Genomic DNA, 25,880 nt, shown 5'->3' with positions numbered 1-25,880 from the left:
CTGTTGGTTCATGGGCTCACACGCCCGGATGGTTCACGCCTCGTGGTACTCGGCGATCGGGTGGAACGGGCGGCCGGCCGCCTGGACGAACAGGCGGAGGGGCCCGCCGGACATATAGGTCACCTGGGTGTCGGCGACCTGGCTGATCCTCGTGTCGGCGGGGTCGGCGCCGGCGAGGATCGCCTCGTCGATCGCCCGCCGCTCGCATTCCGCCAGCCGCCCCGCCCGATCGCCCCCGGCCTCGACGAAGCTCCACACGCTGGCCGAGACCGAGGCGAGCGCCGCGCCCACGGCCGGCGCGACCCCCGGGGCGGACGCCTGCGGGCCGAGCACGGGCAGGTCGCCGACGCGGCGGCGGAGCCTGCCGACGAGCCGGTCCCCAGTGATGGGCGCGGTCATGGGGGCGGGTTTCGGGAAACCGAGCGGCATGGGCTGGTTCGTGCGCACGCCCGCGAGCGTCGATGCCGGTTCGAGTACGAGCCGCCCGTGGCGCAGTACTCCGGCGTCCGCGCTCCGGCCGTCGTCGTCCACGACGATGGCGTCAGTGGCCCCGGCCGGCCGGGCGCGGCCGAGTACGGCCGTCGCCAGGCGTCCCGCGACCAGATGGATGGGAAGGGCCGCCGCGCGCGACGCGGAGACGAGGGTGCCGTCGTTGCGCGCGACGAAGGGCTCCGCGCCGAGGCCGAGTCCGCGAAGGGCCGACCGCGCCCCGGCCAGCGTGCCGCGGGCGTGCCCGCTGAGCGCGGCGTTGAGAATGGCGGCGTTCTCGCGTTCGAGCAGCCCGAACCCGCCGACCTCGCAGCTCAGCGTGATCGGAAGGTCCGTGCCCAGGACCTCCCTGATCAGGGCCGCCGCGACGCGTTCGGGCCGGTCGTCGAGGTAGGAGAAGGAACCCGCGACGGCGATGGCGTCGCAGGCGTCCCGGCAGCGCCCGGCGAACGCGCGGATGGCGTCGACGTCGAGCGCGCCATGGGCCGAACCGTCGATGTCGGTGCCGCCGCCGGTGCCGAGCCAGGGGCCCGCGACCCGCTCCGCGAGGGCCCGGGGCCATCCGGCGAACGGCGGCACGGCGGTCGTGGGCGTCGCGCCGACGCGGAGCACCGCGACCCTGCCCATGGCCTGGTGCTCTTGGAGCCGGTCGGCGAAGGCGGTGGTCGCGAGCATGATCGGCCCGATCGCGTCAGGGCCGACGGGTTCGAGGGCCGCCCGGACGGCGGTGGCGAGGGCTCCGTCGTCCGACGTCCCGGTCGAGACGATGTGGTCCCACTCGTCGATGACGGCGGCGGTGACCAGCGGCCCGGCGGCGGAGATCCCGAGGCGGAGCGGCGTCATCGTGCGGCACCCGCTCGCGCCGCGATCGAGAAGTCGGCGTAGTCCACCCCGTAGCCGAGTGCCCTCGGGCCCGCGAGCCGTAGGCCGCGCTCCGAACGCCAGCGGTCGTGGGCCGGCAGGGCGATGACATGGACATCGCGGCCCGGTGTGGCGTCCTCCGTCGAGAGCGGCTGCCAGGTGTCCCGGTCCGCGACGAGCAGGATGTCCGGCACCGCGGCGATGATCTCGCCCGCCCGGACGGCGAGGTGGAACTCGTTGCGCAGTTCGACCCGGAGCGGTTCCTCGGTGCGGTCGTCGGACTCGATCGCCAGGGACGACCGGGGCCCGAGCCCGTCGGAGAAGGACAGGCGGCCGGTGATGACGCCGCTGCCGATGACCGCGCCGCCGTGGTCCGCGAGCACCGCCGCGGCCTCCGCCTCGCCGAGCGCCGCCAGGCGGCCGAAGACGCGGCCGAGTTCGAGGCACCGGCTGACCGACCCGCGCAGTACGTGGGCCCGGCAGAACCCGGCGCTGAGGGAGGACGTGCTGAGCACCGCGAGCCAGCCCATGGTCTCGACGACCGGACGTACCAGCCGCTCGGAGGAGAGCGCGCCCGACTTCTGGATCGTCACCGTACGGCCGTACGGGTCGCACAGGATGTAGGCGTCCGGCTGGGCGTCATCGAGTTCGAGCGTCGACAGGTCGAGACTCGGCACCCCGCGACCGGCGAAGTCGCCGTCGACGCACGGGACGCCCAGCAGCGCCGCCGCGGCGAGCGGATAGAGGGCGTTCATGCCCGCCATCTCGTAGGGCATCACCGCCGCCGGCGGCCGGCTCCTGAGCGCGTTGCCGGTGAAGAGGATCGGCGGCTCGGCGGTGCCCAGCAGCTTCTCGGAGAGGGCGTGCGGGGAGCCCATGAGCGCGAAGGGGGCCACATCGGCGTCGTCGTCGAGTTCGTCCGCGCCGATGATCTCGATCGGGCCCTGCTCGCGGAGCACCTCGCCGAGCATCACCTCGGCGAGGAACGGGTCACCGGCTCCCCCTCCGCCGAGGACGGCGGCGCCGCGCGCCATGGGGGAGATGTCATCAGCCGTGAATCTCATGGCCAGGTCTCCTTAGCTTGTGTGGAAGCATCGCTTACCAGATGAACGCCGTCAGTGTGCAAGGTGCCCACAGTTTTCCGGGAGACTGGGCACCATGCCGGGGGTAGTGCCATGGTGAACGTACGCGCGATCGTCGAGACGTTCGCCTCGCCGGGCGTCCGCGACACCTTGAGCGGCGGTGACGCCGCGCTGGGGCGGCCCGTCGGGGCCGTCGCGATCGTCTTCCGGATCGAGGAGGTCGAGACACAGCGGCCCGGTTCGCTCGTCATCGTGCCCAGGGAGGTCGTGGCGAGCGGCGATGTCGCCCTTGACCTGCTGCTGCGCCGGGCGGCTGCGGCGCGGGTGAGCTGCGTGGTCGTGGACGCGGGCACCGGCGAGCTGCCCTCGCCCACGCGGCGGCTTGCGGAGCGGTTCCAGATCGCGCTCTGGCGCGAGCCCGGGCTCGATCCCGGCCGGCTGCGTTCGGACATCGAGCGGCTCGTCCAGAATCCGGAGCTGGTGGGCGTCGGGGTGGTCCGCGCGGTCAGCGAGGTCATGCTGCGTCCGGCCCGCGACGTCGGCGAACTGGTGGACCGCCTCGCCCAGGTGATCGCCTTCCCGGTCGCCCTGATCGGCCTCGACGGCCACCCGATCGCCGGTCCCATGCTGGCACCCGCCGATGACCTGGCGCGGGCGTTGCACTCGTTCGGCGGGCAGGCCGGGTTCCGGGGCGCGGTCGTGGAGGGCGGGACGCGGGAGAGCATCGTGGTCGTCGCGGGGTTCCCGCTGGCGGCGGGCCGGCCTCGGCTGTGGCTCGGCGCGCGGGTGCCGTACGGCCTGGACGCCCCGTCCGGGCACATCCTCACGTCGTTGCGGATCGCGTCCCTGGCGTTCTCCGCGCATCTCGCGCAGACCTCACTGGCCTACGAGCGGGAGAACCGGGAGGCCGGTGCCCTGCTGGACGAACTGCTCCGCAAGGGCGACGACGTGGCGCTCGCCGACATCGAACGCGCCGCGGCCCTCGGCTGGCAGTTGGTGGGATGGCACGTCGCCGTGCAGGTGGGGGCCGGTAGCGGCCTGGCCGACCTGCCGTCGGCGGCGCTCGCCCGGTCGCTCACCCAGGCCCTGCGCGCGAACTCGGTGCCCGCCCAGCCCGTGGACACCGGGCGGGCGGTCGTCTTCTGGACGACGACCACCGCCGCGCCGGACGCCGAACAGCTCGCGCTGCTGGCCGGTGGCGTCCGGGCGGCGCTGGAGGAGGTCGCCCGGGGGTACCCCCGCCTCCGGCCGCGCGCCGGGATCGGCGACCCGCACGAGGGCCCGGGCGGGATCGCCCTCTCGCTCGACGACGCCCGGCACGCGCTGGCGTTCGCCGAGTCACAGCAGGGGAGGGCGGTCGTGCAGCGCTCGGCCACGATGACCGCGAACCGCCTGGTACGGACCTGGCTCCCCGAGGGCGCCGCGCGGGACGTCGTCGCGAGCCTGACCGACCCGATCCGCGACGCCGATCCGACGGGCCAGCTCATCGCGACGCTGCGGACGTTCCTCGACAGCGAGTCCAACGTCTCGAAGACCGCGACCGTGCTGCACATCCACCGCAACACCGTGATCCAGCGGCTGCAGCGGATCCGGTCCCTGCTGGACGTGGACCTCGACGATCCCGGCGACCGGCTCGCGCTGCGGCTCGCCCTGCGCTTGACGCCCTAACGGGGGTCGTAGGCCGCGGTGACCAGGGCGGCGTCTTCGCCCGCCCAGCCAGCAGGGCCGATCCGCGGCTGCGCTGAAAGGGCAGCCCGACGTAGGTCAGGCCGGGCACCGGGCTGACCCCCGCAAAGTGGACGGGCTTCCCGTCGGCCGGCGCGCCGGGTACGCGGACCCAGCCATGGTCGGCGTGGTACCCCGTCGCCAAGATCACCGCGGCCGGGGCGATGGCGTCCCCATCGGCGGTACGCAGCCGTGGGCCCGCCGTGGCCGTGCCGGTCAGCCGGTCGACGAACCCTCGCAGGGTGGCCGGGGCGCGCCCGGCCGGAATCTCCAGAGGGACGTGCCGGCGAGTGAGGGCCGGCAGGCCGTCGGCGGGGCCTCGAACGATCGCGTGCGGAGTGTTCGCCGGGATGAGCGTGGCCGTCATGGCGCGCTCGGCGCCGTCGGTGTCCCGCAGGACGAACCCGTCGCCGATCAAATGCTGCACGGCGTGATGGGCGTGCATCCCGGCCGCGCCGATCCGCCCGCCGTCATGGGCGTCATCGCGTGAGGTCAGGGGTTCATGGTTAGCCGTGTGATTATCTCATGCCGAATATGATGGCGCGCATGGGAGACGTGGTCGACGCGATTCTCGGCCAGTGGCGGCGTGAGCGGCCTGATCTGGATCTTTCGCCGATGGGGGTCTTCGCCCGGATGGGGCGGGTGACGCGGCTGGTCGAGACGGCGGTGGATGAGGTCTTCGTCCGGCATGGCCTGCGCTCCGGCGAGTTCGACGTACTTGCCGCGTTGCGCCGGTCCGGAGCACCGTTCACGATGATCCCGTCCGAGCTGTCGGCCGTCCTGATGATGTCACGGGCCGGGATGACCAACCGGCTGGACCGCCTGGAGCAGGCCGGGCTGATCGAGCGGAGGCTCGACGCGGCCGATCGGCGCAGCTTCCAGGTCGTGCTGACGGACAAGGGCCGCACGGTGATCGACGAAACGCTCACCGATCACGCGGCGACCCTCAACAGGCTCGGGACGGCCCTCGGGCCCCAGGACACCGACGCGCTGGATCGGATCCTGCGCGGCCTGCTCGCGTCCTGGGGCTGAGCGCGTCAGAGCGCCGCGTCGCCAGACGTCGGCGATGGCGCGGGTGGCGGTGATGTCGCTGGTCGGGTCGCCGTCCACGAGCAGCAGGTCGGCGCGCATGCCGGGCGCGACCCGGCCCCGGTCGGCCAGACCGGAGTGCGCGGCGGGGACACTGGTGGCGGCGGCCCTGGCAGCCCCCGCGGGTGGATAGGGTCCAGACGTGAACGAGGGGCGATCGCCGATCGGGCGCCGATGGCGGCCGGGGCGCCGGCTGGCGGTGGACATCGCCGTGGCGGTGGTGCTGTTCGGCGCCGGCCTGGCCGTGCCCGAGCTGCTGGCCGGCAAGGTCGCGGCGGCCGGGGTGATCCTCGCCGTCTGGCTGCCCGTCGCGGTGCGCAGGCTGTGGCCGTGGCCGGTGCTAGGCGTGGTGCTGGCCGCCGCCGCGGCCGGGGCGCTGCTGCGGGTGGGCGAGACGTACCTCGCGTCGGCCCTGGCGCTGTACACCGTGGCGGCGCTGGAGTCCCGGCGGCGCGCGGTCACCGGGCTCGTCGCCACGCTGGCCGTGATGGTGCTGCACGGAGCCGGGTGGCCGACGTGGCAGGAGGCGGTCCTGCCGGTCGCGTTCGCCTGGCTGCTCGCGGGCTTCTCATGGACCCTCGGCGTGGCCGTACGCGAGCAGCGTGCCCGCGCGGCCCTGACCGCGCGGCGGGCCGTGGCCGAGGAGCGGCTGCGCATCGCCCGCGACCTGCACGACAGCGTGGCCCACAGCATGAGCCTGATCACCACGCGGGCCGCCATCGCCAACCACCTGGCGGAGTCGCGGCCCGACGAGGCCCGCCGGGCGCTCACGCTGATCGAGGAGACCGGCCACAACGCGCTCACCGAGATGCGCCACATGCTCGGCGTGCTGCGCGTCGGCCCGGCGGAGACGGACGTACCGGGGGAGCGGGGCCCCGGCGGGGTCCCGGCGCCGGGGCTCGGCACGATCGCGGACCTCCTGGCGGCGGCCCGGGCGGCCGGCGTCGAGGTGGAGGCGCGCCTGGACGAAGAACTCCAGGTGGCCGACGGCGTGGGGATGGCGGTGTACCGGATCGTCCAGGAGTCGCTGACCAACGTCGTCAAGCACGCGGGTCCGGTCAGGTGCCGCGTCGAGGTGGCCCCCGGCGGCCCCGGCGAGGTGGTGGTCACGGTGGCCGACGAGGGCGGGTCGGGCCCGCCCGCGGGAGGGCCCGGTGGGGGCGGCCACGGTCTGGCCGGGATGCGCGAGCGGGCCGCCCTGTACGGCGGGACGCTCTCGGCCGGTCCGCGACCGGGCGGCGGGTTCCTGGTGGAGGCCCGGCTGCCCGCCTGGCCCGCCGACGAGCCGCCACCGCCCGCCCCGGACGCGGCGAACGACCCAGGGTGAGGACGGAAGGACAGATGGCGAACGGCAGGCCGCACCGGGTGCTCCTCGCCGACGACCAGCAACTGCTGCGCGTCGGATTCCGGATGCTCATCGACAGCGCCCCCGACATGGAGACGGTCGGCGAGGCGGGCACCGGTCGCGAGACCATCGAGCTGGCCAGGCGGCTCCGGCCCGACATCGTGCTGATGGACATCCGTATGTCCGATGTCGATGGCATCGAGGCCACCCGGCTGATCCGCGCCGACGCCGCCACCGCCACGGTGAAGGTCCTCATCCTCACGACCTTCGACCTCGACGAGTACGTGTACGCCGCGCTCCGGGCCGGGGCGAGCGGCTTCCTGATCAAGGACACCCGTCCCGACGCCCTGCTCGACGCGCTGCGCGTGGTGGCCGCGGGGGAGGCGCTGCTGGCCCCCACGGTGACCCGGCGGCTGATCACCCACTTCGCCCGGCACGCGCCGCACGACCCCGGCGTGCCGGAGGCCGACCTGACCGGCGTCACCGGGCGGGAGCGCGACGTCCTGGTGCTCATCGCGCGCGGCCTGCCCAACCCTGAGATCGCGATCCGGCTCGGGATCGGCCTGGCCACCGTGAAGACCCACGTCCGGCATCTGATGGCCAAACTGGGCGTGCACGACCGGGCCCAGCTCGTGATCGCGGCGTACGAGAACGGCCTCGTGCGGGCCGGGGGAGTACGCCCCAGGGCGTAGGGGGCCGGCCTCCCCGTACCGCCGCGGTGCTGGTCACGCCGGTGGCTCCCGTACCGGGCCTGTGCGCGCCGGGCCGATCGCCTCGCATCCAGGGCTGAGGCCGCGAAAAACGGATGGTCCTGGCGGAGGAGCGGGTGCGTACCGCGGCACGAGGCGCATCCGGGCAGGTCATCGACACACTGAGGGCATGAAGAAGACAGGACTCGCCGCGGTGCTGGCACTGGCCGCGGCCGTGGGGGCCATCGGTGCGGCGCCGGGGGCATCGGCGGCGACCAGGAAGTGCGACACGAAGGCGCTGCAGCATTCGCTCGATGAGATCGTGAAGGCCAAGGGCGCGCCGGGCATCCTCGCGACGGTCGGTTCCCCGGCCTGCGGGCGGGTGTCGCTGGGCAGCGGGGTGGCGGACATCGAGACGGGCCGGCGGATGCGCGGTGACGAGCGGATCAGGATGGGCAGCGTCACCAAGTCGTTCACGGCGACGGTGGTGCTCCAGCTCGTGGCGGAGGGCAAGATCAAGCTCGACGCGCCCGTGACCCGGTACCTCCCGAACGAGAAGATCACCGTTCGCGACCTGCTCCAGCACACCAGCGGGCTGGCGGACTACACCTCCTCCGAGGAGATCGACGCCGAGCGCGACCGCTTCAAGCACTTCGAGCCCGAGGAACTGTTCGCGATCGGGCTGCGCATGCCGCGCTCGGACAAGCCCTGGAACTACTCCAGCACCAACTACGCGCTCCTCGCCATGATCGTGAAGCAGGCCACCGGCAACGACATCGGCAAGGAGATCACCCGGCGGATCATCAAGCCGCTGAAGCTCACCAGGACGTGGTGGCCGGGCGATAACCCGCGCATCCCCGGACGGCACGCGCGCGGCTACCTCTACATCGAGGGCGAGCGCTACGACGCCACCAAGTGGAACATGACCTACGGCGGCGCGGGCGGCGCGCTCGTGTCCACGACCGCCGACCTGAACCGCTACTGGGCCGCGCTGCTCGGCGGCAGGCTGGTGCCCAAGGCCCAGCTCAAGGAGATGCGCAAGACGGTCCCGGCCGATCCGGCGCGCATGTGGCCCGGCGCCAACGCCGGGCTCGGGCTGTACGAGACCAAGCTGAAGCACTGCGCGGGCACCTGGATCGGGCACGGCGGCGGCTTCAACGGCTACCGCACGATCGCGGCCTCCAGCCCCGACGGCCGCCGCCAGGTCACCATCGCCATCAACCGGCACCCGAACGAGATCACGCCCCGGCTGCTGGACCTCGCCGACGCCACCCTGTGCGCGCTGCGCTGACCACCCCGGCGTCTGCGTGAAGGGCGGCAGCGCGCTGCCTGCCGCCCTGGCCGGGGTTCGCCCCGGCAAAAAGGATTGGACGGGCCGATGCCCGGGCTTGTAACTTGCGGTTGACCGTGACACCGCCCGAGGAGGTGAGACCCATGAACGCTGTAGCGATGTGGGTGCTCCCCCTTTCCGTCACGGTGGGGCGATCGACGTAGGTGTCGCCGGGAGCGCCATGCCGACAAGGCACTCCCGAAAGGCATCACCTGTGAACTCCCCTGAATTCGACGTGATCATCGCCGGATGCGGCCCGACCGGCGCGATGCTGGCCGCCGAACTGCGGCTGCACGATGTGCGGGTCCTCGTCCTGGAGAAGGAAGCCGAGCCCGTTTCGTTCGTCCGCATCGTCGGGCTGCATATTCGCAGTCTCGAACTCATGGCGATGCGCGGACTGCTGGAGCGCGTTCTCCAGCACGGAAGAAGGCGTCCGGCCGGCGGTTTCTTCGCCGCCATCCCGAAGCCCGCCCCCAAGGGCCTGGATTCCGCGCACGCCTATTTGCTGGGAATCCCGCAGCCGGTCATCGCCCGCCTGCTCGAAGAGCACGCGATCGGGCTGGGCGCGCAGGTCCGGCGCGGTTGCGCGGTGGCCGGCATCGAGCAGGACGACGAGGGCGTGACCGTCGAGCCGGCAGGCGGCGAACGGCTGCGTTCGCGTTATCTCGTCGGCTGTGACGGCGCGCGCAGTACGGTGCGCAAACTGCTCGGTGTCGGTTTTCCCGGTGAGCCCGCACGGACCGACACGCTGATGGGCGAAATGGAAGTGGGCGTACCCGCGGAAGAGATCGCCGCCACGCTGGCCGGAATTCGCGAGCCCCACCATCGATTCTGGCTCCGCCCTTTCGGTGAAGGGGTCTACAGCGTCGTGGTGCCCGCCGCGGAGGTCGGCGATCACTCGATACCGCCCACCATCGAGGATTTCCGGCAGCGGTTGCGCGCCGTCGCGGGAACCGATTTCGGCGTGCACTCCCCGCGCTGGTCGTCCCGGTTCGGGGACGCCACCCGGCTGGCCGAACGCTATCGGTCCGGGCGGGTGCTGCTGGCCGGAGACGCGGCGCACATCCATCCGCCCATCGGCGGGCAGGGCCTCAACCTGGGCGTTCAGGACGCGTTCAACCTCGGCTGGAAACTGGCCGCGCAGATCCGCGGCTGGGCGCCGGAGACCCTGCTGGACACCTACCATTCCGAACGCCATCCGGTCGCCGCGGACGTACTGGACAACACCCGCGCCCAGTTGGAACTCATGTCCCCCGAACCGGGCCCGCGGGCCGTGCGCGGGCTGCTCACCGAGCTGATGGACTTCGACGAGGTCAACCGCCGCCTGATCGAGAAGATCACCGCTATCGGCGTCCGCTACGACTTCGGCGAAGGTCCCGACCTGGTGGGCCGCCGCCTGCGCGACATCGAGGTGGAACAGGGCCGCCTCTACGATCTGCTGCGCCGCGGCCGCGGCCTGCTGCTGGACCGCACCGGACGCCTGACCCCCGGCGGCTGGTCCGACCGGGTCGATCACCTCGCGGACCCCACCGCGGCGGTGGACGTTCCGTGCCTCCTGCTCCGCCCCGACGGCCACGTCGCATGGATCGGCGACGATCAGCGGGACCTGGACGACCACCTCACCCGCTGGTTCGGCGAGCCCGTCACCTGATCTCGGCCGAGCAGGGCCGGCGGTTCCGCTTGCGCAGGGCATACCGCGTATGCATACTCGGTATCCATGTCGATCAAGCACGGGCTGCTGGCCCTGCTCAGTACGGGGCCCCGGTACGGCTACCAGCTGAGAGGGGAGTTCGAGGCGTTGACGGGGGCGACCTGGCCGCTCAACATCGGCCAGGTCTACACGACGCTGTCCCGGATGGAGCGCGACGGCCTGGTGGAACCGGGCGAGCCGGACGAGCAGTGCCGGGTGGTCTACGCGATCACCGCGGCTGGCCGGACGGAGATGGAGCGATGGTTCAGCACGCCCGTCGTCCAGTCCGACCGCCCGCGCGACGAACTGGTCATCAAGCTGGCCATGGCGGTCGCCGCCAAAGAGGTGGACGTCGCCGAGGTCATCCGCAGGCAGCGGACCGCGACCATGTCCGCGCTGCAACGGCTGACCAAGGCCAAACGGGACACCGCGCAGGGCGCCGCCCAGCGGCTCGTGCTCGACTCCATGATCTTCCAGGCCGAGGCCGAGCAACGGTGGCTGGACCACTGCGAGGCCGTTCTCAAGGAGGAAAGATGACGGTCGTACGGCTGGCCGAGGTGGCCAGAGTCCACGGCGAAGGGGCGACGGCCGTACACGCGCTGCGGGGCGTGAGCCTCGACGTCGGCCAGGGCGAGCTGGTCGCGGTCATGGGACCGTCCGGCGCGGGCAAGTCCACGCTGCTCAACGTCGCGGGCGGGCTGGACCGGCCCACTTCCGGGACGGTGCGCATCGGCGGGCAGGACCTCGCCGCGGTACGCGACCTGGCGGCGCTGCGCCGCCGCAGCGTCGGCTACGTCTTCCAGGACCTCAACCTGATCACGTCGCTGACCGCGGCGGAGAACGTCATGCTGCCCCGCGAACTGGACGGCGTGCGATCACGCCGGGCCCGCGAGGAGGCCATGGCGGTGCTGACGGAGGTCGGCGTGGCCGACCTCGCCGACCGGTTTCCGGACGAGCTGTCCGGCGGCCAGAGCCAGCGGGTGGCCATCGCCCGCGCTCTGGTCGGCGAGCGGTCCCTGCTGCTGGCCGCCACCCGCCTCGCGGCGACCGACATGCGCCCCGAACGGGCCACGATGGCGGCCATCGGCGCCCCGCCGGGCACGTTGCGGGTGATCGTGGCCGGTCAGGCGCTCTACATCTCCGGGCTGGGCGCGCTGGTCGGACTGGCGGCCGGAACGATGACGGGCGTGGCGCTCAGCCGGCCGATGACGTCGTACGGCCCCGGCGATCCCGCCACGATCGCCGTACCGTGGGCATTCGTGATCGCCGTCGTGGCCGGGCTCCCCATCCTGGGGACCGCGGCGGCCCTGATCACCCGCGCGAGCCCGCTCCCCGCCCGCCGCCCCGCCTGACCCTGGTCGCCGCCTGAGAAGGCCCCGGCGTCACCCTCAGACCGCCGGGCTCATCCGGCGGTCAGTGGCGTACGACCACCACGGGGGAGTGGCCGTGGTGGGTGATGGCGTGGGCGATCGAGCCGAGGCCGGGGCGGGTGAGGCGTTCGGCGTGGGCGCCGATGACGACGAGGGACGCGTGGGCCGAGGCGGCGATCAACGCCTTGGCCGGGTGCGCGTGGACGACCCGCCGGGTCGACGGCACATCGGGGAACGCCTCCATCCGTCCGGCCAGGGCCACGGCGACCAGGCGTTCCTCCTCGCGGCCGACCTCATCGATGTCGTAGACCGGCGGCTGTATGTCGCCGGGTGCGAGCCGCGCGGGGTGCCGCCAGGCGTGTACGGCCAGTACGCCCACGCCCCGAAGTCCGGCCTCGCCGAACGCGAAGTCCAGGACGTCGTCCTGGCCGGGCCGTCCGGTGACGCCCACCACGACATCGCCCTGATCGCCTGAATCGTCGCCGGATGTCCACCGGACGACCGCCACCGGGCATGAGGCGCGCGCGGTGACCGTGCGGCTGACCGAGCCCAGCAGCAGTTCGGTGAACCCGCCGCGGCCCCGGTTCCCCACGACCAGCAGCCGGGCTTCTTCCGTGGCGGCGACCAGCGCGTCCGCCGCCCCGCCGTCGACGATCTCAGCGGTGACGTCCAGGCGCGGCCTGCCCGCACGGGCGCGCAGGGTCGCCTGGCGCAGCATTTCCGCCGCGCCGGATCGCGCGTCGGCGTCCCAGCCCGCGGGCTGGGGGACGAGCGGCACGTCGTAGGACCACCTCAGCGCGGCGTGCAGAATCCGCAGCGGCGCCCCATGAAGAGCCGCCTCGGCCCCGGCCCAGCTCGCTGCTTGGAGCGACGGCCCGGAGCCGTCGACCCCGACGATGATCGGTCTTGTCACGATGACGTCCTTCCCGGCCGCCGTCCTCTACCCGTACGCGGACCGGCCATGTTCCGGACGCGGGGATCATGCCGGTGCCGGGTTTACCGGGCCGTTCGCGTGGAACGGGATCGTGTACGACTCGGCAAGGGTCCCTGATGATCGGGACCTTCGACTCTGACGCGTGCGTTCCCCCTCGCAGCAGCATGGTGGCGAGGTGATGACGATGACGAAACCGCACGGAGTGGCCGTCGGCTACGACGGGTCGGATTTCGCGATGCAGGCCCTGGACTGGGCGATGGACGAGGCGGAGCTGAGGAGACTGCCGCTGACCGTCGCGCACGCCTGGCAGTGGCCGTACGGGTCGGCCGCGTCCGGCGCGAAGGAACATCTGCGCAAGGCCGCCTGGCACGTGCTGGAGCACGGCGTGCGCCGTGTCCGCGAGTCCAGTTCCATCGGTGAGGTGCGCGCCGAGCTGCGCGAGGGCCCGGCCGCCGAGCTGCTGATCGAGCTGTCCGGGCGCGCTGAGCTGGTGGTCGTGGGATCGCGCGGGCTGGGCCGGGTGGCCACCACGCTGCTGGGTTCGGTCGCCGTTCAGGTGGCCGGGGAGGCCGACTGCCCGGTCGTCGTGGTACGCGGTCCTGGGCCGCTACCGGGCGGCGCCCATCGTGGGCCGGTGGTGCTGGCGCTGGGGGAGGAGCCGCACGATGAGCAGTTCGCGTTCGCGTTCGGTGAGGCGGAGCTGCGCCAGGTCCCGCTGCTGGTCGTTCATGCCAGGACCCCGGCGCTGATGGCGTGGGGCCCGGCGATGGCTCCGGTGCCGGATGTGGAGGCGACCGTCCGTGCCGGTGAGCGGGCCATGGCCGAACGCCTCGCGCCGTGGCGCGAGGCCCATGCCGGGGTGCGGGTCGAGACGCGGTTCTCGGCGTGCCCGCCGGTGGAGGCGGTTCGGTCCGCGGCCGGTACGGCGAGCCTGCTCGTGGTGGGGCACGGCCCCGGCCGGCTGGGCGGCGTGCCGAAGGCGGCCCTGCGGCACGCCCCCTGCCCGGTGGCGGTGGTCGGCAAGGCCCCGATCATGGCCGCGGGCGGGCGGCCGGACACCAGGACACGGATCTGAGGAGGTCGTCATGTGGATGAAGGTCGGCGAGGTGATGAGCCGGTGTGCGGTGGCGGTCCGGCCGGAGACGCCGTTCGGGGAGCTCATCGCCACGATCCGGCGGTTCGACGCGGGGGCGCTCACCGTCGTGGACGACGCGCGCAGGCCGGTCGGCGTGGTGTCGGAACACGATCTGCTGTTCCACGAGACCGATCCGTACCGCGATGCGGACGATCTGTTCGAGGGGCACGCGTCCTACCGGGACCATCTGAAGGCGCGGGGGTGCACGGCGCGGGAGCTGATGACCACCCCGCCGATCATGGTGACCAGGAACACCACGGTCCGCGAGGCCGCCCGGATGATGGCCGACCACCGCGTCAAGCATCTCCCGGTGGTCGACACGATGACCGGGGTACTGGTCGGCGCGGTGAGCCAGCGGGACCTCCTGAAGGTCTTCGTCCGCTCCGCCGAGGCGATCCGGCAGGACGTGGGCGAGCTGCTGCGGCGGCTGTCGGTCCCGGACGGGGACGTGGTCGTGGAGGTACTGGAGGGGATCGCGACGGTCAAGGGACGGCTCGACCGCCGTTCGCAGGTCGCCGCGGTCGTGGAGTCGATCCGCGGTGTGGAGGGCCTCATCGAGGTCAACGCCGACCTCGACTTCGCCACCGACGACGTCACCTCGGGCAGTCGCGGGGGCTGATACTCCGCCCGGTGCCGACGACGGTGACCTGGGCAGGAGGTTCCGGCCCCGCGGCGGCGGCCGTGCACGCGATCTGCTCGACGGCGCGTTCGGACAGGCCCTTCGCCGGAACGGACAGGTTCACCACCACCTGGCCGGGCGGCCTGACGATCGCCGAGAACGGGCCGGCTTCGCGCGGGACCTCGGTGGTGAACCCTCGCGCCTTCTCCTTGGCGTCGGGTCCGGCCGCCAGCAGCGCGAGCGTGTCCCCGGGGAACAGGGGACGGTCATCGGGCCGAGGCCGTTTCACGGCGCTGAGCCGCCCGTTCTTCAGCAGGTAGAGCGTGACCTTCGCGGGAGGCCGGACGGATCCGCTGGGCGGTTCGCCCGCGGGGATGGGGTCGCTGGGCTGCACGCCGCAGCCGGCCACGGCGACGAGCGCCAGCAGACCCGCGGCGAGCCCGCGTCTCATTCGCGGTCTCCGTCCGCTTCGGGCGCCCGGCGCGGCAGGCGCAGCGTGAAGACGGCGCCGCCGTCCGGGGCGTTGGTGACGGTGAGGTCACCCTCGTGCAGGCGCGCGTTCTCCCGCGCGATGGCCAGGCCGAGGCCGCTGCCCTCGGACCTGGCCCTGGCCGCGCTGGCCTTGTAGAACCGGTCGAAGACATGCGGCAGCACCGCCTCGTCCAGCCCCGGCCCATGGTCGCGGACCTCCACCGTGATCCAGTCCGCGTCGGCGCTCAGCCGTACCGACACCGGCGGCTCGCCGTGCCGCAGGGCGTTGCCGACCAGGTTCGCGAGGACGACGTCCACCCGGCGCGGGTCCAGCCGTACCGTTACCCCGGACGGGACCTCGGTTCGCACCTGCTCCGACCAGCCCCGGGTGCGCAGGGTCGCGGCCACCAGCTCGGCCATGTCGATCTCGTTCAGCGCGAGGGCCGCCACGCCGGAGTCGAACCTGCTGATCTCGATGAGGTCGTTCACCAGCCCGGTGAGGCTGAGCGTCTCCTGGCTGACCAGCCGGGCGGCCCTGCCCGCGGGCTCGGGCAGCTCGGCCGCCTGCTCGTCCAGGACGTCGGCGACCGCGGCCAGCGTGGCCAGCGGGGTGCGCAGCTCATGGGACACATCGGCCACGAACCGGCGGGCGTCGGCCTCCATCGCGCGCAACTGCTCGACATGCCGTTCCAGCTCCGCGGCCGTGTCGTTGAACGTGCGCGCGACGTCGGCCAGCTCGTCGGAGCCGTGTACCGCGATCCTGGTCCGCAGCTCGCCCTGGCCCAGCAGGCGCGCCGCCCGGCCCAGCTCGCGCACCGGGCCCAGTACGCCCCGGGTGGCCAGCAACGCCAGGACGACCGCGAACGCCAGCGCCGCCCCGCCGATGGACCAGGCCCACATGGCCAGCTCGTCGATGCTCTCCTGTTCGGAGAGCAGGCTGCGCGCGACATAGACCTCGATGCCCGACGGCCGCGCCTGCCCATCGCCCTCGGCGATCCGCAACGGCACGCCGATGATCAGCCAGGGCCGGCCCTCCCACAGCACACGCTGCCACCCGACCTCGCCACGGGCCACCAGGTGCCGCAGCCCTTTCGGAACGGCCTGGGGCGTAAGGGCCGGGGGAGCCGTGGCCGGCCTGCCGCGCCCCGGGGGTCCCGGTGGTCCCGGTACCGGCGCGGCCCGCGACCGCACCCCGTCGTAGGTGGCGATCGCGGAGCCGCTGTGGTCGGTCGCCGCGTGGGCGATCATGTCCAGGTCCCGCGGGCCCGGCGTCGCGGTCCGCAGCGGGAACAGCGCCTGCAGGCGGCTGGTCGTCTCCCGCACCGCGGCGTCCTGGGCCCGTTCCAGGATGGAGGTGCGGGCCGGGAGGTACATCGCGCCGGCCACCGCCATCGAGGTGACCACGCACAGCAGAGCGAAGGCGAGCAGCAGCCGGGCGCGCAGCCCCAGGCTCGGCCGAGGTGCCACCGGCGGCTCACACCGGCCCGAAGCGATAGCCGAACCCGCGTACCGTCTGCACGTAGACCGGCGCCGCCGAGTCGTCCTCGATCTTGGCGCGCAGCCGCTGCACGCACGCGTCCACCAGACGCGAGTCGCCGAAGTATCCGTGATCCCACACCGACTCCAGCAGTTGCTGGCGGCTGTGCACCCGGCCCGGCGTGGCGGAGAGTTCGAGCAGCAGGCGCAGTTCGGTCGGGGCGAGGCTGACCGGCTCGCCGCGGTTGGCGACCACCAGCCCGGCCCGGTCGATGGTCAGGTCCCCGTACCGCTCCAGCTCCGCCTGCTCCCGGCCGACCCGCCGCAGTACCGCGCGGATGCGCGCCTCCAGCACCCGCGGCTGCACCGGCTTGACCACGTAGTCGTCGGCGCCCGCCTCCAGCCCGGCCACGACGTCCATGTCGTCGCCGCGCGCGGTCAGCATGATGATCGGTACCTCCCCGGCGGCCCTGATGCGACGGCACACCTCGAACCCGTCGATGCCGGGCAACATCAGATCCAGCACCACGACATCGGGAATGTCCGCCCGCAGCCGGTCCAGCCCCTGCTCGCCGGACTCCACCGCCCGCACCCGGTGCCCATGCTGGGTCAGGGCCAGCTCAAGGCCCTCCCGCACGGCCGGGTCGTCCTCGATCAACAACACTCGCGACACGCCGCCGAGTTTCACCGCACGCTCCGTAACTCGCCCCCCGGTCAACTCCGTCCACTGTCGCCCGGTCGTGTCCCCGCCTCGTCCGCGCGATGTCATGGTCGTGTCACGGTCGCGCCGATGGGGGCCGCCGTCGACGAACGGTGACATGCGGCTGACAGCGCACGCACATTCAGCGCCAATCGTAGTTCGTCATGAACGAGCCATACACCGGCCCACCTGGGCACCACACCTCACGGCCGGGCCGCGGCCCCGGGGGCCGTCCCCTGCGCACGGTTCGAACGGGCGTCGGAAGCGGGCCCCGATCTCCCGTTCCCTGGGTGCTCGGCGCCGCCGTGGCCGCCGTCGTCATCCTGGCAAGCTGCCTGGCCTACAGCGGTGAACAGGCCGAGCCGCTGCCGCTGTCGAACACCAAGCCGGTGCCGATCCCCCTGCCCTGGCCATCGCGGGGACAGGCGGCGGTCGAGGTCACCGGGCGGGTGCACAGCCTCAGCGTGTACGGTGACCAGCGGCCCGTGCCGATCGCCAGCGTCACCAAGGTGATGACCGCGCTGGTGATCCTCCGCGAACACCCGCTCGGCAGGAACGCCGCGGGGCCCTCCATCCAGGTCGACCGGCAGGCGGCGATCGAGTCGGGAAACCGGGACGAGTCCACGGTGCCGCTCAGAGCGGGCCAGAGCTTCACCGAGCGCGAGCTTCTCGAACTGACGCTGATCCCTTCGGGGAACAACGCGGCTCGCCTGCTGGCCCGCTGGGACGCGGGCTCGGAGGAGGAGTTCGTCCGCAAGATGAACGCGACCGCCGCCAAGCTGGGCATGAAGAACACCACCTACACCGGGGCGAGCGGATACGAGGCCACCACGGTCAGCACGGCGGCGGATCAGCTCAAGCTGGCCAGGAAGGCCATGAAGAACCCGGTGCTGCGGGAGATCGTCGCCACCAGGAGGATCAACGTCCCGGGCGTCGAGGGCGAGATCGTCAACGGCAACAGGCTGCTCGCGATGCCCGGGGTGATCGGCCTCAAGACCGGCACCAGCACGCCGGCGGGCGGCGCGCTGCTGTGGGCCGCCCGCCCTGCTTCCGGGGACCGCGGCCGGCTGATCCTCGGGGTGGTACTGCGCCAGGGCGACGCCGACGACACGCTGGAAGAGAAGAAGGAGGCCGCGTTCACCGCGAGCCGGAGGTTGATCATCGCTGCGCAGCGCTACCTGAATCTTGAAGAAGAGCCGGCTTCGTGAACGTATGCGTCCCTGCTCAGGACCGGCCTCCGGTGCGCGGGAGCTAGCAGACGGCGACCCCGCTCGCCTCGTACGCCCACAGGCCGGGCAACCCCTGCCTCTCCTTGTGCCAGAAGCGGTACTTCAGTTTGATCCCGAAGGAGTTCGGGCTGACGCGTTCGCCGACCAGCCGGTAGGCCATGATGGCGCTGCCCTCGGCCGCGATGTAGTCGCCCGGCGCCGTGCACGGGGTCTGCCCGGTGGCCCCCTGCGGTGTCAGTTGCGCGACCGACGAGCTTCCCCCGATGAACTCGCACGTCCCGACGGAGGTGTTCAAAAAGCGCTGCTTGGTGACCCCGCCGGCCAGGTAGTTCTCCTCGGTCAGCCAGTACCGCCGGGTCCGGTTGAGCGTGATGGGGCCGCCCGCGCTCCCGTTGGTCCGCTCACCGATGAACCAGTTGGTCAGTGCCGGCCCGATCGGTGGATTGGTACTGTGACTGCCCATCGTGCAGCGCCAGTCCAGCGCCGCGGCGGATGCGGGTCCGCCACAGACGAGCGTCGTCGCGGCCGTTCCCAGAACCAGCGCGGCCGAGACCGCCCGGGTGATCGCCTTGTTCACTGTCGGCCTCCGAACGATTCGGGTACGCCCCCAAGTCTGCGGGCGCCCCTCATGGCCCGGTCAACGCCGGATCAAGGCCGGCGTGGACGTCCAGCGGCTGATCGTCCCGAGTCCTCCGGCGGAGCCTTGTGCGCGCCGGATCAGTCCAGCAGCGCGGTCGCCTCGACCTCGACGAGCACGTCCGGCTCGAAGAGGTGGTCGACGCCGATGAGGGAGGCCGGCGGCATGGGCAGGCGCAGGCCGATCTCCGCCGCGACGGCCTCGACCCCGGCCATGAAGTCGCCGATCTTCTCCGGGCTCCACCGGGTCACATAGAACGTCAGGCGCACCACGTCCTCGAACGAGGCGCCCGCTCCCGCCAGCCCGAGGGCGGTGTTCCGCAGTGCATGGGCGACCTGCCCGGCGAGATCGCCGGGCGCCACCGGAGTCCCGTCCGCCTGGCGGGCGACCTGCCCGCTGACGTGCACGTGGGTCGTGCCCGTGCCGACGGCCACGTGGTGGTAGGGGGTGGGCCGCAGCATGCCTTCCGGCGTGAAGTGCTTGACGGTCATGGTCGTTTCTCCTTCTCAACGTAGGTATCCGTAAGATATTTGGTGTAAGAAGGGCACTTCAACGAGACCAGGTTTCACCATGGATACCGACGGCGAACTCCGCATCCACCCCACACACCGCGAACTCCTCGATCAGGTGCTCGACAAGTGGTCCCTCGGTGTGCTCAACGAGCTGTGCGAACGCCCCTGCCGCTTCAACGAGCTGCGCCGGGCCATCCCCGCCGTCACGCAGAAGTCGCTGACCGCGACCCTCCGGCGGCTTGAGCGCAACGGGGTCGTCGAACGCGAGGTCGTCTCCACGCGGCCGGTGGCGATCAGGTACCGGATCACGCCACTCGGCAAGACCCTGCGGCAGCCCGTCGACGTGCTGCTGGCATGGGCCTCGGAGCACATGCCCGCCATCGAACGCGCCCGCGACGTCTTCGACGCCCGCGAAGAGACCGGCCTGTGAGCCCCCGGAGCTCGCGTACGGCCTTGTGACGATCGTCCGCCTCAGAGCCGGGATTTCAGCACGGCGATCTCGGGCCACGGGTCGAAGTCGTGCTCGATCAGCCAGCGGACCGTGCGCAGGCCGCGCAGCGACCACCACGCGCGGATCACGTCGAGGTCGACGTCGGCGCCGTAGCCCGCGATGACGTCGCCAAGGCGCTCCTCGTGCCCGAGCGTCAAGGTGGCGAGGTCGAACAGGGCGTCGCCCGGTCCCGCCTCGGACCAGTCGATCACCCCGGTGATCTCGTCGCCGTCGGCGAACACATGGGTGATCTGGAGATCGCCGTGCGTGAACACCGGTTTCCAGGGCCGGATGGCGGCCTCGGCGATCCGGCGGTTGCGGGTGACCACGTCGGTGGGAAGGACGCCGTTCGTGACGAGCCAGTCGCATTCGCCGTCGAGTTCGGATTCGACCTCGTCGGGGCTCCGGCCGGGCCACGGCGGCAGCGGCGCGTCGTGCAGCTTCCGCGCGGCGGCGCCCGCCGCGGCCCATGCCGCCGCGGACGCGGTCGACGGCTCGCCGAGGCGTCCGAGGGCCGTTCCCGGGAGGGCGGCGAGAGCGAGCACGGGCGGCTTGCGCCACAGGATCTCCGGAGTCGGGACCGGGGCCATGGCCATCGCCGCGGCCTCGACGTCGGCGCGGGCCCGATCAGTGTCGATCTTCAGGAACACGTCGCCGACGCGCAGGGTCGCTCGCTCGTGATGGGCGACGACGACCTTGACCTCCTCCACGCCGGCCATTATCGCGAGACGATCACCGGCGTCGCCACGGGTTTATCAGGCGCGGCAGGACCGCCGGTGGTGCGGTCGCGGGCTTCCGGTATGGTACGTGCCATGTCCGGCGCTTCTGCTGCGGCTGCCGCCGCTGTGACCAGGACGCTCCGCTAGCGGCGGGGCGTTCCTCTTCACCTTCTCCTGAACGTTCCGTCGCTTCGTGGTCAACCCGGAGCGGCCGTTTCGTGCTGCCCGGGATCTCTCCCGAGCAACGGAGCATTTCTGTGGGGTCACCTCTTCTTTCCTCTCGCCGCGGCGGTTCGTCGCCGGCGCGGGCCTGGCTGGTGCTGAGCTGCCTGGCCATGCTGCAGTTCCTCATCGCGGTCGACGTGACCGTGGTCAACGTCGCGCTGCCGTCCATCGGCCAGGATCTGGGCGCGGACGCCCGCCGCCTCACCTGGGTGGTCGTCGGGTACACGATCACCGGCGGCGGTCTGCTGATGCTCGGCGGCCGGCTCGGCGACGTGTTCGGCAGGCGGCGGGTCCTGCTGGCGGGCACGGTCCTGTTCGGGGCGGCGTCGTTGCTGGCCGGCCTCGCCCCGTCCTTCTCCCTGCTCGTGGCGGCGCGGCTGGTGCAGGGCGCCGGTGAGGCGCTGGCGCTGCCCGCGGCCATGGCGGTGATCGTGCTCATGTTCCCCGAGGGCCCGCGCCGGTCGCGGGCGCTGGGCGTGTGGGCCGCGGTCGCGAGCAGCGGCCTGGTGCTCGGCTTCGTGCTCTCCGGGGTGGTCACGCAGCTTCTGGGCTGGCGATGGATCTTCCTGGTGGCCGTGCCGTTCATCGTGTTCGTGCTGGCGGCCACGATCCTGCTGGTCCCCGCCGATCCGCCGGGCCGGGGCGCCCGGCTCGACCCGCGCGGCTCGGTGCTGCTGACCGCAGCGCCGCTGCTGTTCGCGCTGGGTGTCGTGGAGGCCGGGAAGGACGGCGGCCTCGGCCCGCTGTCCCCGGTGGCGCTGGCCGGGGCCGCGCTCGCCGGGACGCTGTTCGTCGTGACCGAACGCCGTACCGCCGACCCGCTCATCCCTCCCGGGTTCTTCCGCAACCGGGCCCGCGTCCTGGCCAACCTCGCGACCGCGCTGCTCAGCGCCGCCCTGTCCACCTCGTTCCTGCTGTTCACCTACCACCTGCAGAACCGGCTGGGGCTGAGCCCGCTGGCGGCGGGGCTCACCCTGCTGCCGCTGGCGGTCTCCCTCATCGCCGCCGCGACGTTCGTGCCGCGGCTGCTCGGGCGGTGGGGGGCGCGCGTCTGCGCCGTCACCGGGATCGTGCTGACCGCGCTGGGCATGGTCGCCATCGCCGCCGCCCCGGCGGGGGCGCACGCGCTCGCGACGGTTCCGGCGATGGTGCTGATCGCCGCCGGGATGGGCTTCGGGATCGTCGGCTTGCAGTACGCCGCCGTGACCGGCGTGACCGGAGACGACGCGGGGGCGGCCGCCGGTGTCCAGCGCGCGGCCGACCAGCTTGGCGGCTCCACCGGGATCACGGTCTACATCGGCGTCGGTTTCGCCCCCGCCTTCGCCGGCATCGACCCGTTCGTCACCAGCAGCGCCCTCGCCCTCGCGGGACTCGCCGCCGCCGGGTTCATCGCCTGGCGCATCATCCTGCCCGCGCCCGCTAAGGGATGATGGGAGCGGGCGGGGTTACATCTCCGCCCGCGCGGGGGCTCCAGAGAGAGGTCCGTATCTCCGGCATTTCGGGTACGGTTTTCCATATGGCTGGGATGTCGTTGATATTTCGGCTGCCGCGCAAATCGGTGGTCAAATAACGGGCTGATTCCAGCAGGGTCGTAATATCAGGAAAATGCCGCCATCGTGGAATTAGGGGCTGGAACGGCGTGGCTGCGGCAGTGTCGGGCGGAGAGTGTTTACCTACCTTGTGGCAAGTGTCGATATCGGCCGATCAGCAGTAGCGTCCGGCTAGCACGTCACCGCCCATCCATCGATCGCCGGCAGAGGCGCGTCGTGGACATCGGCGCGCCCGAGAGGATGCGAGGCCGTGATGAAAGTGCTCCAAAGCGAAGCCGAGCTTCGCGAGATAATTCATCGACCGCAACAGTCCGTCTGGGACAAGGCCACCGACAGAATCGACGCCAAAGCCCGCCGATTCATCGAGTTAAGCCCTTTCTTCCTCCTGGCGACCTCCTCCGACGACGGCACCTGCGACGTTTCACCGCGCGGCGACCCGCCCGGCAGCGTCTTGGTGCTCGACGAGCACACCCTGGCCTTCGGGGACCGCAAGGGCAACCGGCGTCTCGATTGCCTGTGCAACATTCTGGAGCGACGGCACGTCGGCATGCTGTTCGTCATCCCCGGCATCACCGAGACCCTGCGGATCAACGGGCAGGCTCGGATCCTCGCGGCGGCGCCGTACATGACGCAGCTCGCGGTGCGCAACGTGGTGCCACCGATCGCGGTGGAGGTCCATGTGGAGGAACTGTTCGTGCACTGCACGCGTGCCTTCGTCCGCTCGGCGCTGTGGAAGACCTCCTCATGGCCCGGCAAGGAACGCTTCCGGGGGCCCCGCCATCCCGAGCCCCGGGCCGGACGCGAAGGCGGAAAGGGTGGTGCGGGCTGATCGCCGCGTAGGCCCGGATCGGGCCGTCCTGCGGCGCGCGCCCGAAGACGCGGTGTGCCGTAGGGCGGCCTCGGCGCTGGTGCGATCCACTTCAAGCCCTGCTATCTTGCACATATGAACAACTCTTCAGATGTGCTGACACTGAGCGGATGTACCGGACCGGAACGCCGGGGGAACCACTGATGGGCGCCGGACACGGACACGGACATGCCGGGGGCCGGCACCGGTGGCGGCTGGCGGTCTCGTTCGGGCTGATCGGCTCCTACTTCGTGGTGGAGCTGACCTTCGCGCTGATCTCAGGCTCGCTGCCGCTGCTGTCGGACGCCGGGCACATGGCCGCCGACGTGGTCACCCTGGGCGCCGCGCTGGTCGCCACCAGGATCGCCATCCGCCCCGACACCACCGGCCGCCGCAGTTACGGCTCCTACCGGGCCGAGGTGTTCGCATCCCTGCCGGCCGTCGTCCTGATGCTCGGCGTCGCGCTCTATGTCGTCGTCGAGGCGATCGGCCGGATCGGCGGCCCTGCCGAGATCGGTACCGGGCCGATGCTGGTCGTCGGCGCGATCGGCCTGCTCGTCAACCTGGTCGCGCTCGGCCTGCTGCGCGCGGGCGCGGCGGAAAGCCTCAACGTCAAGGGCGCCTACCTGGAGGTCCTTGCCGACACCGCGGGGTCCGTGGGCGTTATCGCCGCCGGGTGGCTGGTGGCCGCGACCGGGCAGGCGTACTGGGACACGGTCGTCGCGCTGGCCATCGGCGCGTTCGTCGCCGTCCGCGCGGTCGCGCTCGGCCGGCAGGTCTTCGCCGTGCTGGGCCAGCACGTGCCCGAAGGGGTGGACGCCGCCGACGTCACCGCCGACCTCGCGGCCATCAAGGGCGTACGCGACGTGCATGACCTGCACCTGTGGACGCTGACCTCCGGCATGAACGTCGCCACCGCCCATCTGGTCACCGCCGGGGGCGGTGACGACCACGCCGTCCTGGACCAGGCCCGCGACCTGCTCCGCCATCGGCACGGCGTCGCCCACGCCACCGTGCAGGTCGAACCGGCCGCCCATACCGGCTGCGACGACCTGGGCTGGTGACCCCTTTCCCCATTGAGCCTGGAAGACCCGCATGCCGACTTCGTCCACCCGTCCAGCCCCCCATGCCGAGACCGTCCCGGGCCTGCCCGGCACCTGGCCCTTCCTGTCGCCGTTCGTCGTCTACGTCGTGCACACCCTCGAAGAACTGCCCGGTTTCGCCGCCTGGGCAAGCCGCCACTTCGGGCCCGAGACCACCAGCGCCTTCGCCGGCTACCACATCCCGCTGTTGCTGCTGGTCCTGCTGTGCTCCTGGCGGGCGTCGGCGGCCGGCCGCAACGGCGTCTGGGTGGTGCTCACCACCGCGTTTCAGTGGCAGTTCAGCGTCAACGCCCTGTTCCACCTGACCGCGTGGGTCGTCCTGGGCGAATACTCCCCGGGCGCGGTCACCGCGGCCGTCGTCTCCATCCCGGCCACCGCCTGCTACCTGGCCTGGGTCCGGCGCGAGCGGCGCGCCACCGGCCGGGAGATCGCGCTGGCCATCGCGGTGGGCACGCTGATCGCCGCCGCCGCGATCGGCTTCCTGTTCCTGTAGCCGCACCCCGCCCGGGTCAGGGCGAGGCCGGTCCGGCTGCCCGCCGGTCCAGGCCGGTCAGGCGTACGACGGCCGCGAACCCGTCCTCGGTGCCGGGCCAATGCGCGCGGACGGCCTCCAGGCCGGCCCGGCGTACGACGCCGCGGAGCACGGCGACGACGATGATGGCGTCGTCGGCGTAGCCGAGCACCGGGATGAAGTCCGGGATCAGGTCGATCGGGAACGCCAGATAGGCCAGGAGCAGACCGAGCCGCACCCGCACCCCGCGCGGCAGGGCCCGGTCCGCCGCGAGGCGGCGGACCAGGCGCAGCACGTCCGGCAGCACGCGCAGCGCTTCGCGCAGCAGCCTGCCGCGCGGGCGGACGACGAGCAGCGTGATCAGGAGCACGAGCCAGGTGAGCGCCAGGGCGGCGGCGACGCCGATCATCAGGTCCCACCACCACGACCCGATCATGGCCGCCGTCCCGCGCGTGCCCTGATCGGGGCCTGGCCTGGTCCGCCCGCCTCGGCGTGCAGCGCGGCCTCCTCGAACGCGGCCAGCTCGGCCGCGGCCTGCTCGATCGCGGCGTGGACGGCGGGGCCGCCCGGTGCGTCGAAGTAGTCGCGGGCGGTGATCTTGGCCAGCCAGGTGCGGAAGCGTTCCAGATCGGCCTCGGACTCCTCCACCTCGGCGTAGGTGATGTTGCCCCGTGCCCGTTCGTCGGCCGGTTCCCGCCGTAGCTCGGGCAGGCGTTGCAGCACCTCGGCGTACTCGGCGTCGCGGGCGGCGTTGAACTCGGCGATCACCGCCCGCTCCTCGGCCGAATCGGTGAATGCCATCGACAGGGTCCGAGCGGTGCCGCCCTGATGGCGGATCCGGTCGGTGAGCCGCCGGACCTGCGTGCGGACCTCCGGCCGAGCGGGCAGCAGGCAGACCGACTGCTGCAGGTACAGCGCACCCAGGGAGCGCAGCCTGCGCCATACCTGGACCCGTAGCGTGCCCGCGGCCGTGGCGGTGGAGGCGCTGATCAGCAGCCAGTCCAGGTGTGCATCACTCGTCACAGCACCATGTTACGGACGTTACAACGCGC

28 protein-coding genes are annotated in these 25,880 nt (G+C 72.3%); 17 read left to right on the top strand and 11 right to left on the bottom strand.

Annotated elements, in window-relative coordinates:
* Positions 1 to 33: 33 nt before the first annotated feature.
* A complete protein-coding gene (locus tag DP939_RS33020; RefSeq protein WP_113984763.1) occupies positions 34 to 1,332 on the bottom strand; it encodes a hydantoinase/oxoprolinase N-terminal domain-containing protein in 1,299 nt (432 codons plus the stop codon).
* Entirely contained in the window at positions 1,329 to 2,414 is a 1,086-nt protein-coding gene (locus tag DP939_RS33015; RefSeq protein ID WP_113984762.1) for a DUF917 domain-containing protein, read from the bottom strand. The genes DP939_RS33020 and DP939_RS33015 overlap by 4 nt, the downstream gene beginning before the upstream one ends.
* A gap of 111 nt (positions 2,415 to 2,525) precedes the next feature.
* Between DP939_RS33015 and DP939_RS33010 the strand changes: the two genes are divergently transcribed.
* The 9 genes from DP939_RS33010 (at position 2,526) to DP939_RS48170 (ending at position 11,652) form a co-directional block, all read left to right on the top strand.
* Positions 2,526 to 4,100 (top strand): PucR family transcriptional regulator, encoded by a 1,575-nt coding sequence (locus tag DP939_RS33010; protein WP_113984761.1) that lies wholly within the window; start codon positions 2,526 to 2,528, stop codon positions 4,098 to 4,100.
* Between the two features lie 337 nt (positions 4,101 to 4,437).
* Complete coding sequence (locus DP939_RS33005) at positions 4,438 to 4,647, top strand: hypothetical protein (protein ID WP_113984760.1); 210 nt, start codon at positions 4,438 to 4,440, stop codon at positions 4,645 to 4,647.
* Positions 4,648 to 4,703: 56 nt separating this feature from the next.
* Positions 4,704 to 5,189, top strand: a complete 486-nt coding sequence (locus tag DP939_RS33000) for a MarR family winged helix-turn-helix transcriptional regulator (protein WP_199565579.1) — start codon at positions 4,704 to 4,706, stop codon at positions 5,187 to 5,189.
* 199 nt (positions 5,190 to 5,388) lie between these two features.
* Positions 5,389 to 6,573 carry a sensor histidine kinase gene (locus DP939_RS32990; protein ID WP_199565578.1) on the top strand — a complete coding sequence of 395 codons (1,185 nt, stop codon included), beginning with the start codon at positions 5,389 to 5,391 and terminating at the stop codon, positions 6,571 to 6,573.
* Positions 6,574 to 6,587: 14 nt separating this feature from the next.
* On the top strand, positions 6,588 to 7,283 hold the full coding sequence (locus DP939_RS32985) for a response regulator (protein WP_113984758.1): 696 nt from the start codon (positions 6,588 to 6,590) through the stop codon (positions 7,281 to 7,283).
* 187 nt (positions 7,284 to 7,470) lie between these two features.
* Positions 7,471 to 8,571, top strand: coding sequence for a serine hydrolase domain-containing protein (locus DP939_RS32980; protein ID WP_113984757.1), 1,101 nt, complete (start codon positions 7,471 to 7,473; stop codon positions 8,569 to 8,571).
* Positions 8,572 to 8,824: 253 nt separating this feature from the next.
* Positions 8,825 to 10,261 carry a rifampin monooxygenase gene (rox, locus tag DP939_RS32975; protein ID WP_404828618.1) on the top strand — a complete coding sequence of 479 codons (1,437 nt, stop codon included), beginning with the start codon at positions 8,825 to 8,827 and terminating at the stop codon, positions 10,259 to 10,261.
* 66 nt (positions 10,262 to 10,327) lie between these two features.
* A complete protein-coding gene (locus tag DP939_RS32970) occupies positions 10,328 to 10,837 on the top strand; it encodes a PadR family transcriptional regulator (RefSeq protein WP_113984755.1) in 510 nt (169 codons plus the stop codon).
* On the top strand, positions 10,834 to 11,652 hold the full coding sequence (locus DP939_RS48170; protein ID WP_113984754.1) for an ABC transporter ATP-binding protein/permease: 819 nt from the start codon (positions 10,834 to 10,836) through the stop codon (positions 11,650 to 11,652). Before DP939_RS32970 ends, DP939_RS48170 begins: the two co-directional genes overlap by 4 nt.
* Before the next feature lie 61 nt (positions 11,653 to 11,713).
* Here the strand turns inward: DP939_RS48170 and DP939_RS32960 are convergent, their stop codons facing one another.
* Positions 11,714 to 12,583, bottom strand: coding sequence for a universal stress protein (locus DP939_RS32960; RefSeq protein ID WP_113984753.1), 870 nt, complete (start codon positions 12,581 to 12,583; stop codon positions 11,714 to 11,716).
* Between the two features lie 205 nt (positions 12,584 to 12,788).
* Between DP939_RS32960 and DP939_RS32955 the strand changes: the two genes are divergently transcribed.
* Both DP939_RS32955 and DP939_RS32950 read left to right on the top strand, forming a co-directional pair.
* Positions 12,789 to 13,679, top strand: a complete 891-nt coding sequence (locus tag DP939_RS32955) for a universal stress protein (RefSeq protein ID WP_113984752.1) — start codon at positions 12,789 to 12,791, stop codon at positions 13,677 to 13,679.
* Positions 13,680 to 13,689: 10 nt separating this feature from the next.
* Complete coding sequence (locus tag DP939_RS32950; protein ID WP_113984751.1) at positions 13,690 to 14,358, top strand: CBS domain-containing protein; 669 nt, start codon at positions 13,690 to 13,692, stop codon at positions 14,356 to 14,358.
* Here the strand turns inward: DP939_RS32950 and DP939_RS32945 are convergent.
* The 3 genes from DP939_RS32945 to DP939_RS32935 are packed head-to-tail and all read right to left on the bottom strand — an operon-like array spanning position 14,333 to position 16,978.
* Positions 14,333 to 14,809 carry a hypothetical protein gene (locus DP939_RS32945; RefSeq protein WP_113984750.1) on the bottom strand — a complete coding sequence of 159 codons (477 nt, stop codon included), beginning with the start codon at positions 14,807 to 14,809 and terminating at the stop codon, positions 14,333 to 14,335. The two genes, DP939_RS32950 and DP939_RS32945, sit on opposite strands and share 26 nt — an antisense overlap.
* Positions 14,806 to 16,296, bottom strand: coding sequence for a sensor histidine kinase (locus DP939_RS32940; protein WP_199565577.1), 1,491 nt, complete (start codon positions 16,294 to 16,296; stop codon positions 14,806 to 14,808). Before DP939_RS32940 ends, DP939_RS32945 begins: the two co-directional genes overlap by 4 nt.
* A gap of 7 nt (positions 16,297 to 16,303) precedes the next feature.
* Positions 16,304 to 16,978, bottom strand: coding sequence for a response regulator transcription factor (locus DP939_RS32935; protein WP_158578821.1), 675 nt, complete (start codon positions 16,976 to 16,978; stop codon positions 16,304 to 16,306).
* Positions 16,979 to 17,295: 317 nt separating this feature from the next.
* Here DP939_RS32935 and DP939_RS32930 point away from each other — a divergent pair, with 317 nt between their 5' ends.
* On the top strand, positions 17,296 to 18,213 hold the full coding sequence (locus DP939_RS32930) for a D-alanyl-D-alanine carboxypeptidase family protein (protein ID WP_199565576.1): 918 nt from the start codon (positions 17,296 to 17,298) through the stop codon (positions 18,211 to 18,213).
* A gap of 43 nt (positions 18,214 to 18,256) precedes the next feature.
* Here the strand turns inward: DP939_RS32930 and DP939_RS32925 are convergent, their stop codons facing one another.
* Positions 18,257 to 18,811, bottom strand: coding sequence for a hypothetical protein (locus tag DP939_RS32925; protein WP_113984747.1), 555 nt, complete (start codon positions 18,809 to 18,811; stop codon positions 18,257 to 18,259).
* Positions 18,812 to 18,951: 140 nt separating this feature from the next.
* Positions 18,952 to 19,362 carry a RidA family protein gene (locus DP939_RS32920; protein WP_113984746.1) on the bottom strand — a complete coding sequence of 137 codons (411 nt, stop codon included), beginning with the start codon at positions 19,360 to 19,362 and terminating at the stop codon, positions 18,952 to 18,954.
* A gap of 79 nt (positions 19,363 to 19,441) precedes the next feature.
* Between DP939_RS32920 and DP939_RS32915 the strand changes: the two genes are divergently transcribed.
* On the top strand, positions 19,442 to 19,813 hold the full coding sequence (locus DP939_RS32915) for a winged helix-turn-helix transcriptional regulator (protein ID WP_113984745.1): 372 nt from the start codon (positions 19,442 to 19,444) through the stop codon (positions 19,811 to 19,813).
* A gap of 41 nt (positions 19,814 to 19,854) precedes the next feature.
* Here DP939_RS32915 and DP939_RS32910 read toward each other — a convergent pair whose 3' ends face one another.
* Positions 19,855 to 20,592 (bottom strand): phosphotransferase family protein, encoded by a 738-nt coding sequence (locus DP939_RS32910; RefSeq protein ID WP_225878648.1) that lies wholly within the window; start codon positions 20,590 to 20,592, stop codon positions 19,855 to 19,857.
* Between the two features lie 257 nt (positions 20,593 to 20,849).
* Here DP939_RS32910 and DP939_RS32905 point away from each other — a divergent pair, with 257 nt between their 5' ends.
* From DP939_RS32905 to DP939_RS32890, 4 genes are all read left to right on the top strand, one after another.
* Positions 20,850 to 22,247: an MFS transporter gene (locus DP939_RS32905; RefSeq protein WP_225878647.1), complete on the top strand. Its 1,398-nt coding sequence runs from the start codon at positions 20,850 to 20,852 to the stop codon at positions 22,245 to 22,247.
* A gap of 373 nt (positions 22,248 to 22,620) precedes the next feature.
* Positions 22,621 to 23,196 (top strand): MSMEG_1061 family FMN-dependent PPOX-type flavoprotein, encoded by a 576-nt coding sequence (locus DP939_RS32900; protein WP_113984744.1) that lies wholly within the window; start codon positions 22,621 to 22,623, stop codon positions 23,194 to 23,196.
* 182 nt (positions 23,197 to 23,378) lie between these two features.
* Complete coding sequence (locus tag DP939_RS32895) at positions 23,379 to 24,278, top strand: cation diffusion facilitator family transporter (RefSeq protein WP_113984859.1); 900 nt, start codon at positions 23,379 to 23,381, stop codon at positions 24,276 to 24,278.
* 31 nt (positions 24,279 to 24,309) lie between these two features.
* The gene (locus DP939_RS32890; protein WP_113984743.1) at positions 24,310 to 24,810 is read left to right on the top strand and encodes an HXXEE domain-containing protein; all 501 of its coding nucleotides are present in this window, start codon (positions 24,310 to 24,312) and stop codon (positions 24,808 to 24,810) included.
* Between the two features lie 16 nt (positions 24,811 to 24,826).
* Here the strand turns inward: DP939_RS32890 and DP939_RS32885 are convergent, their stop codons facing one another.
* Entirely contained in the window at positions 24,827 to 25,264 is a 438-nt protein-coding gene (locus DP939_RS32885; RefSeq protein WP_113984742.1) for a YkvA family protein, read from the bottom strand.
* A complete protein-coding gene (locus DP939_RS32880; protein ID WP_113984741.1) occupies positions 25,261 to 25,851 on the bottom strand; it encodes a Chromate resistance protein ChrB in 591 nt (196 codons plus the stop codon). The genes DP939_RS32885 and DP939_RS32880 overlap by 4 nt, the downstream gene beginning before the upstream one ends.
* Between the last annotated feature and the right edge of the window lie 29 nt (positions 25,852 to 25,880).

Source organism: Spongiactinospora rosea (assembly GCF_003315795.1).
Lineage (GTDB): Bacteria > Actinomycetota > Actinomycetes > Streptosporangiales > Streptosporangiaceae > Spongiactinospora > Spongiactinospora rosea.
This window is presented reverse-complemented; position numbering and strand designations above follow the sequence as displayed.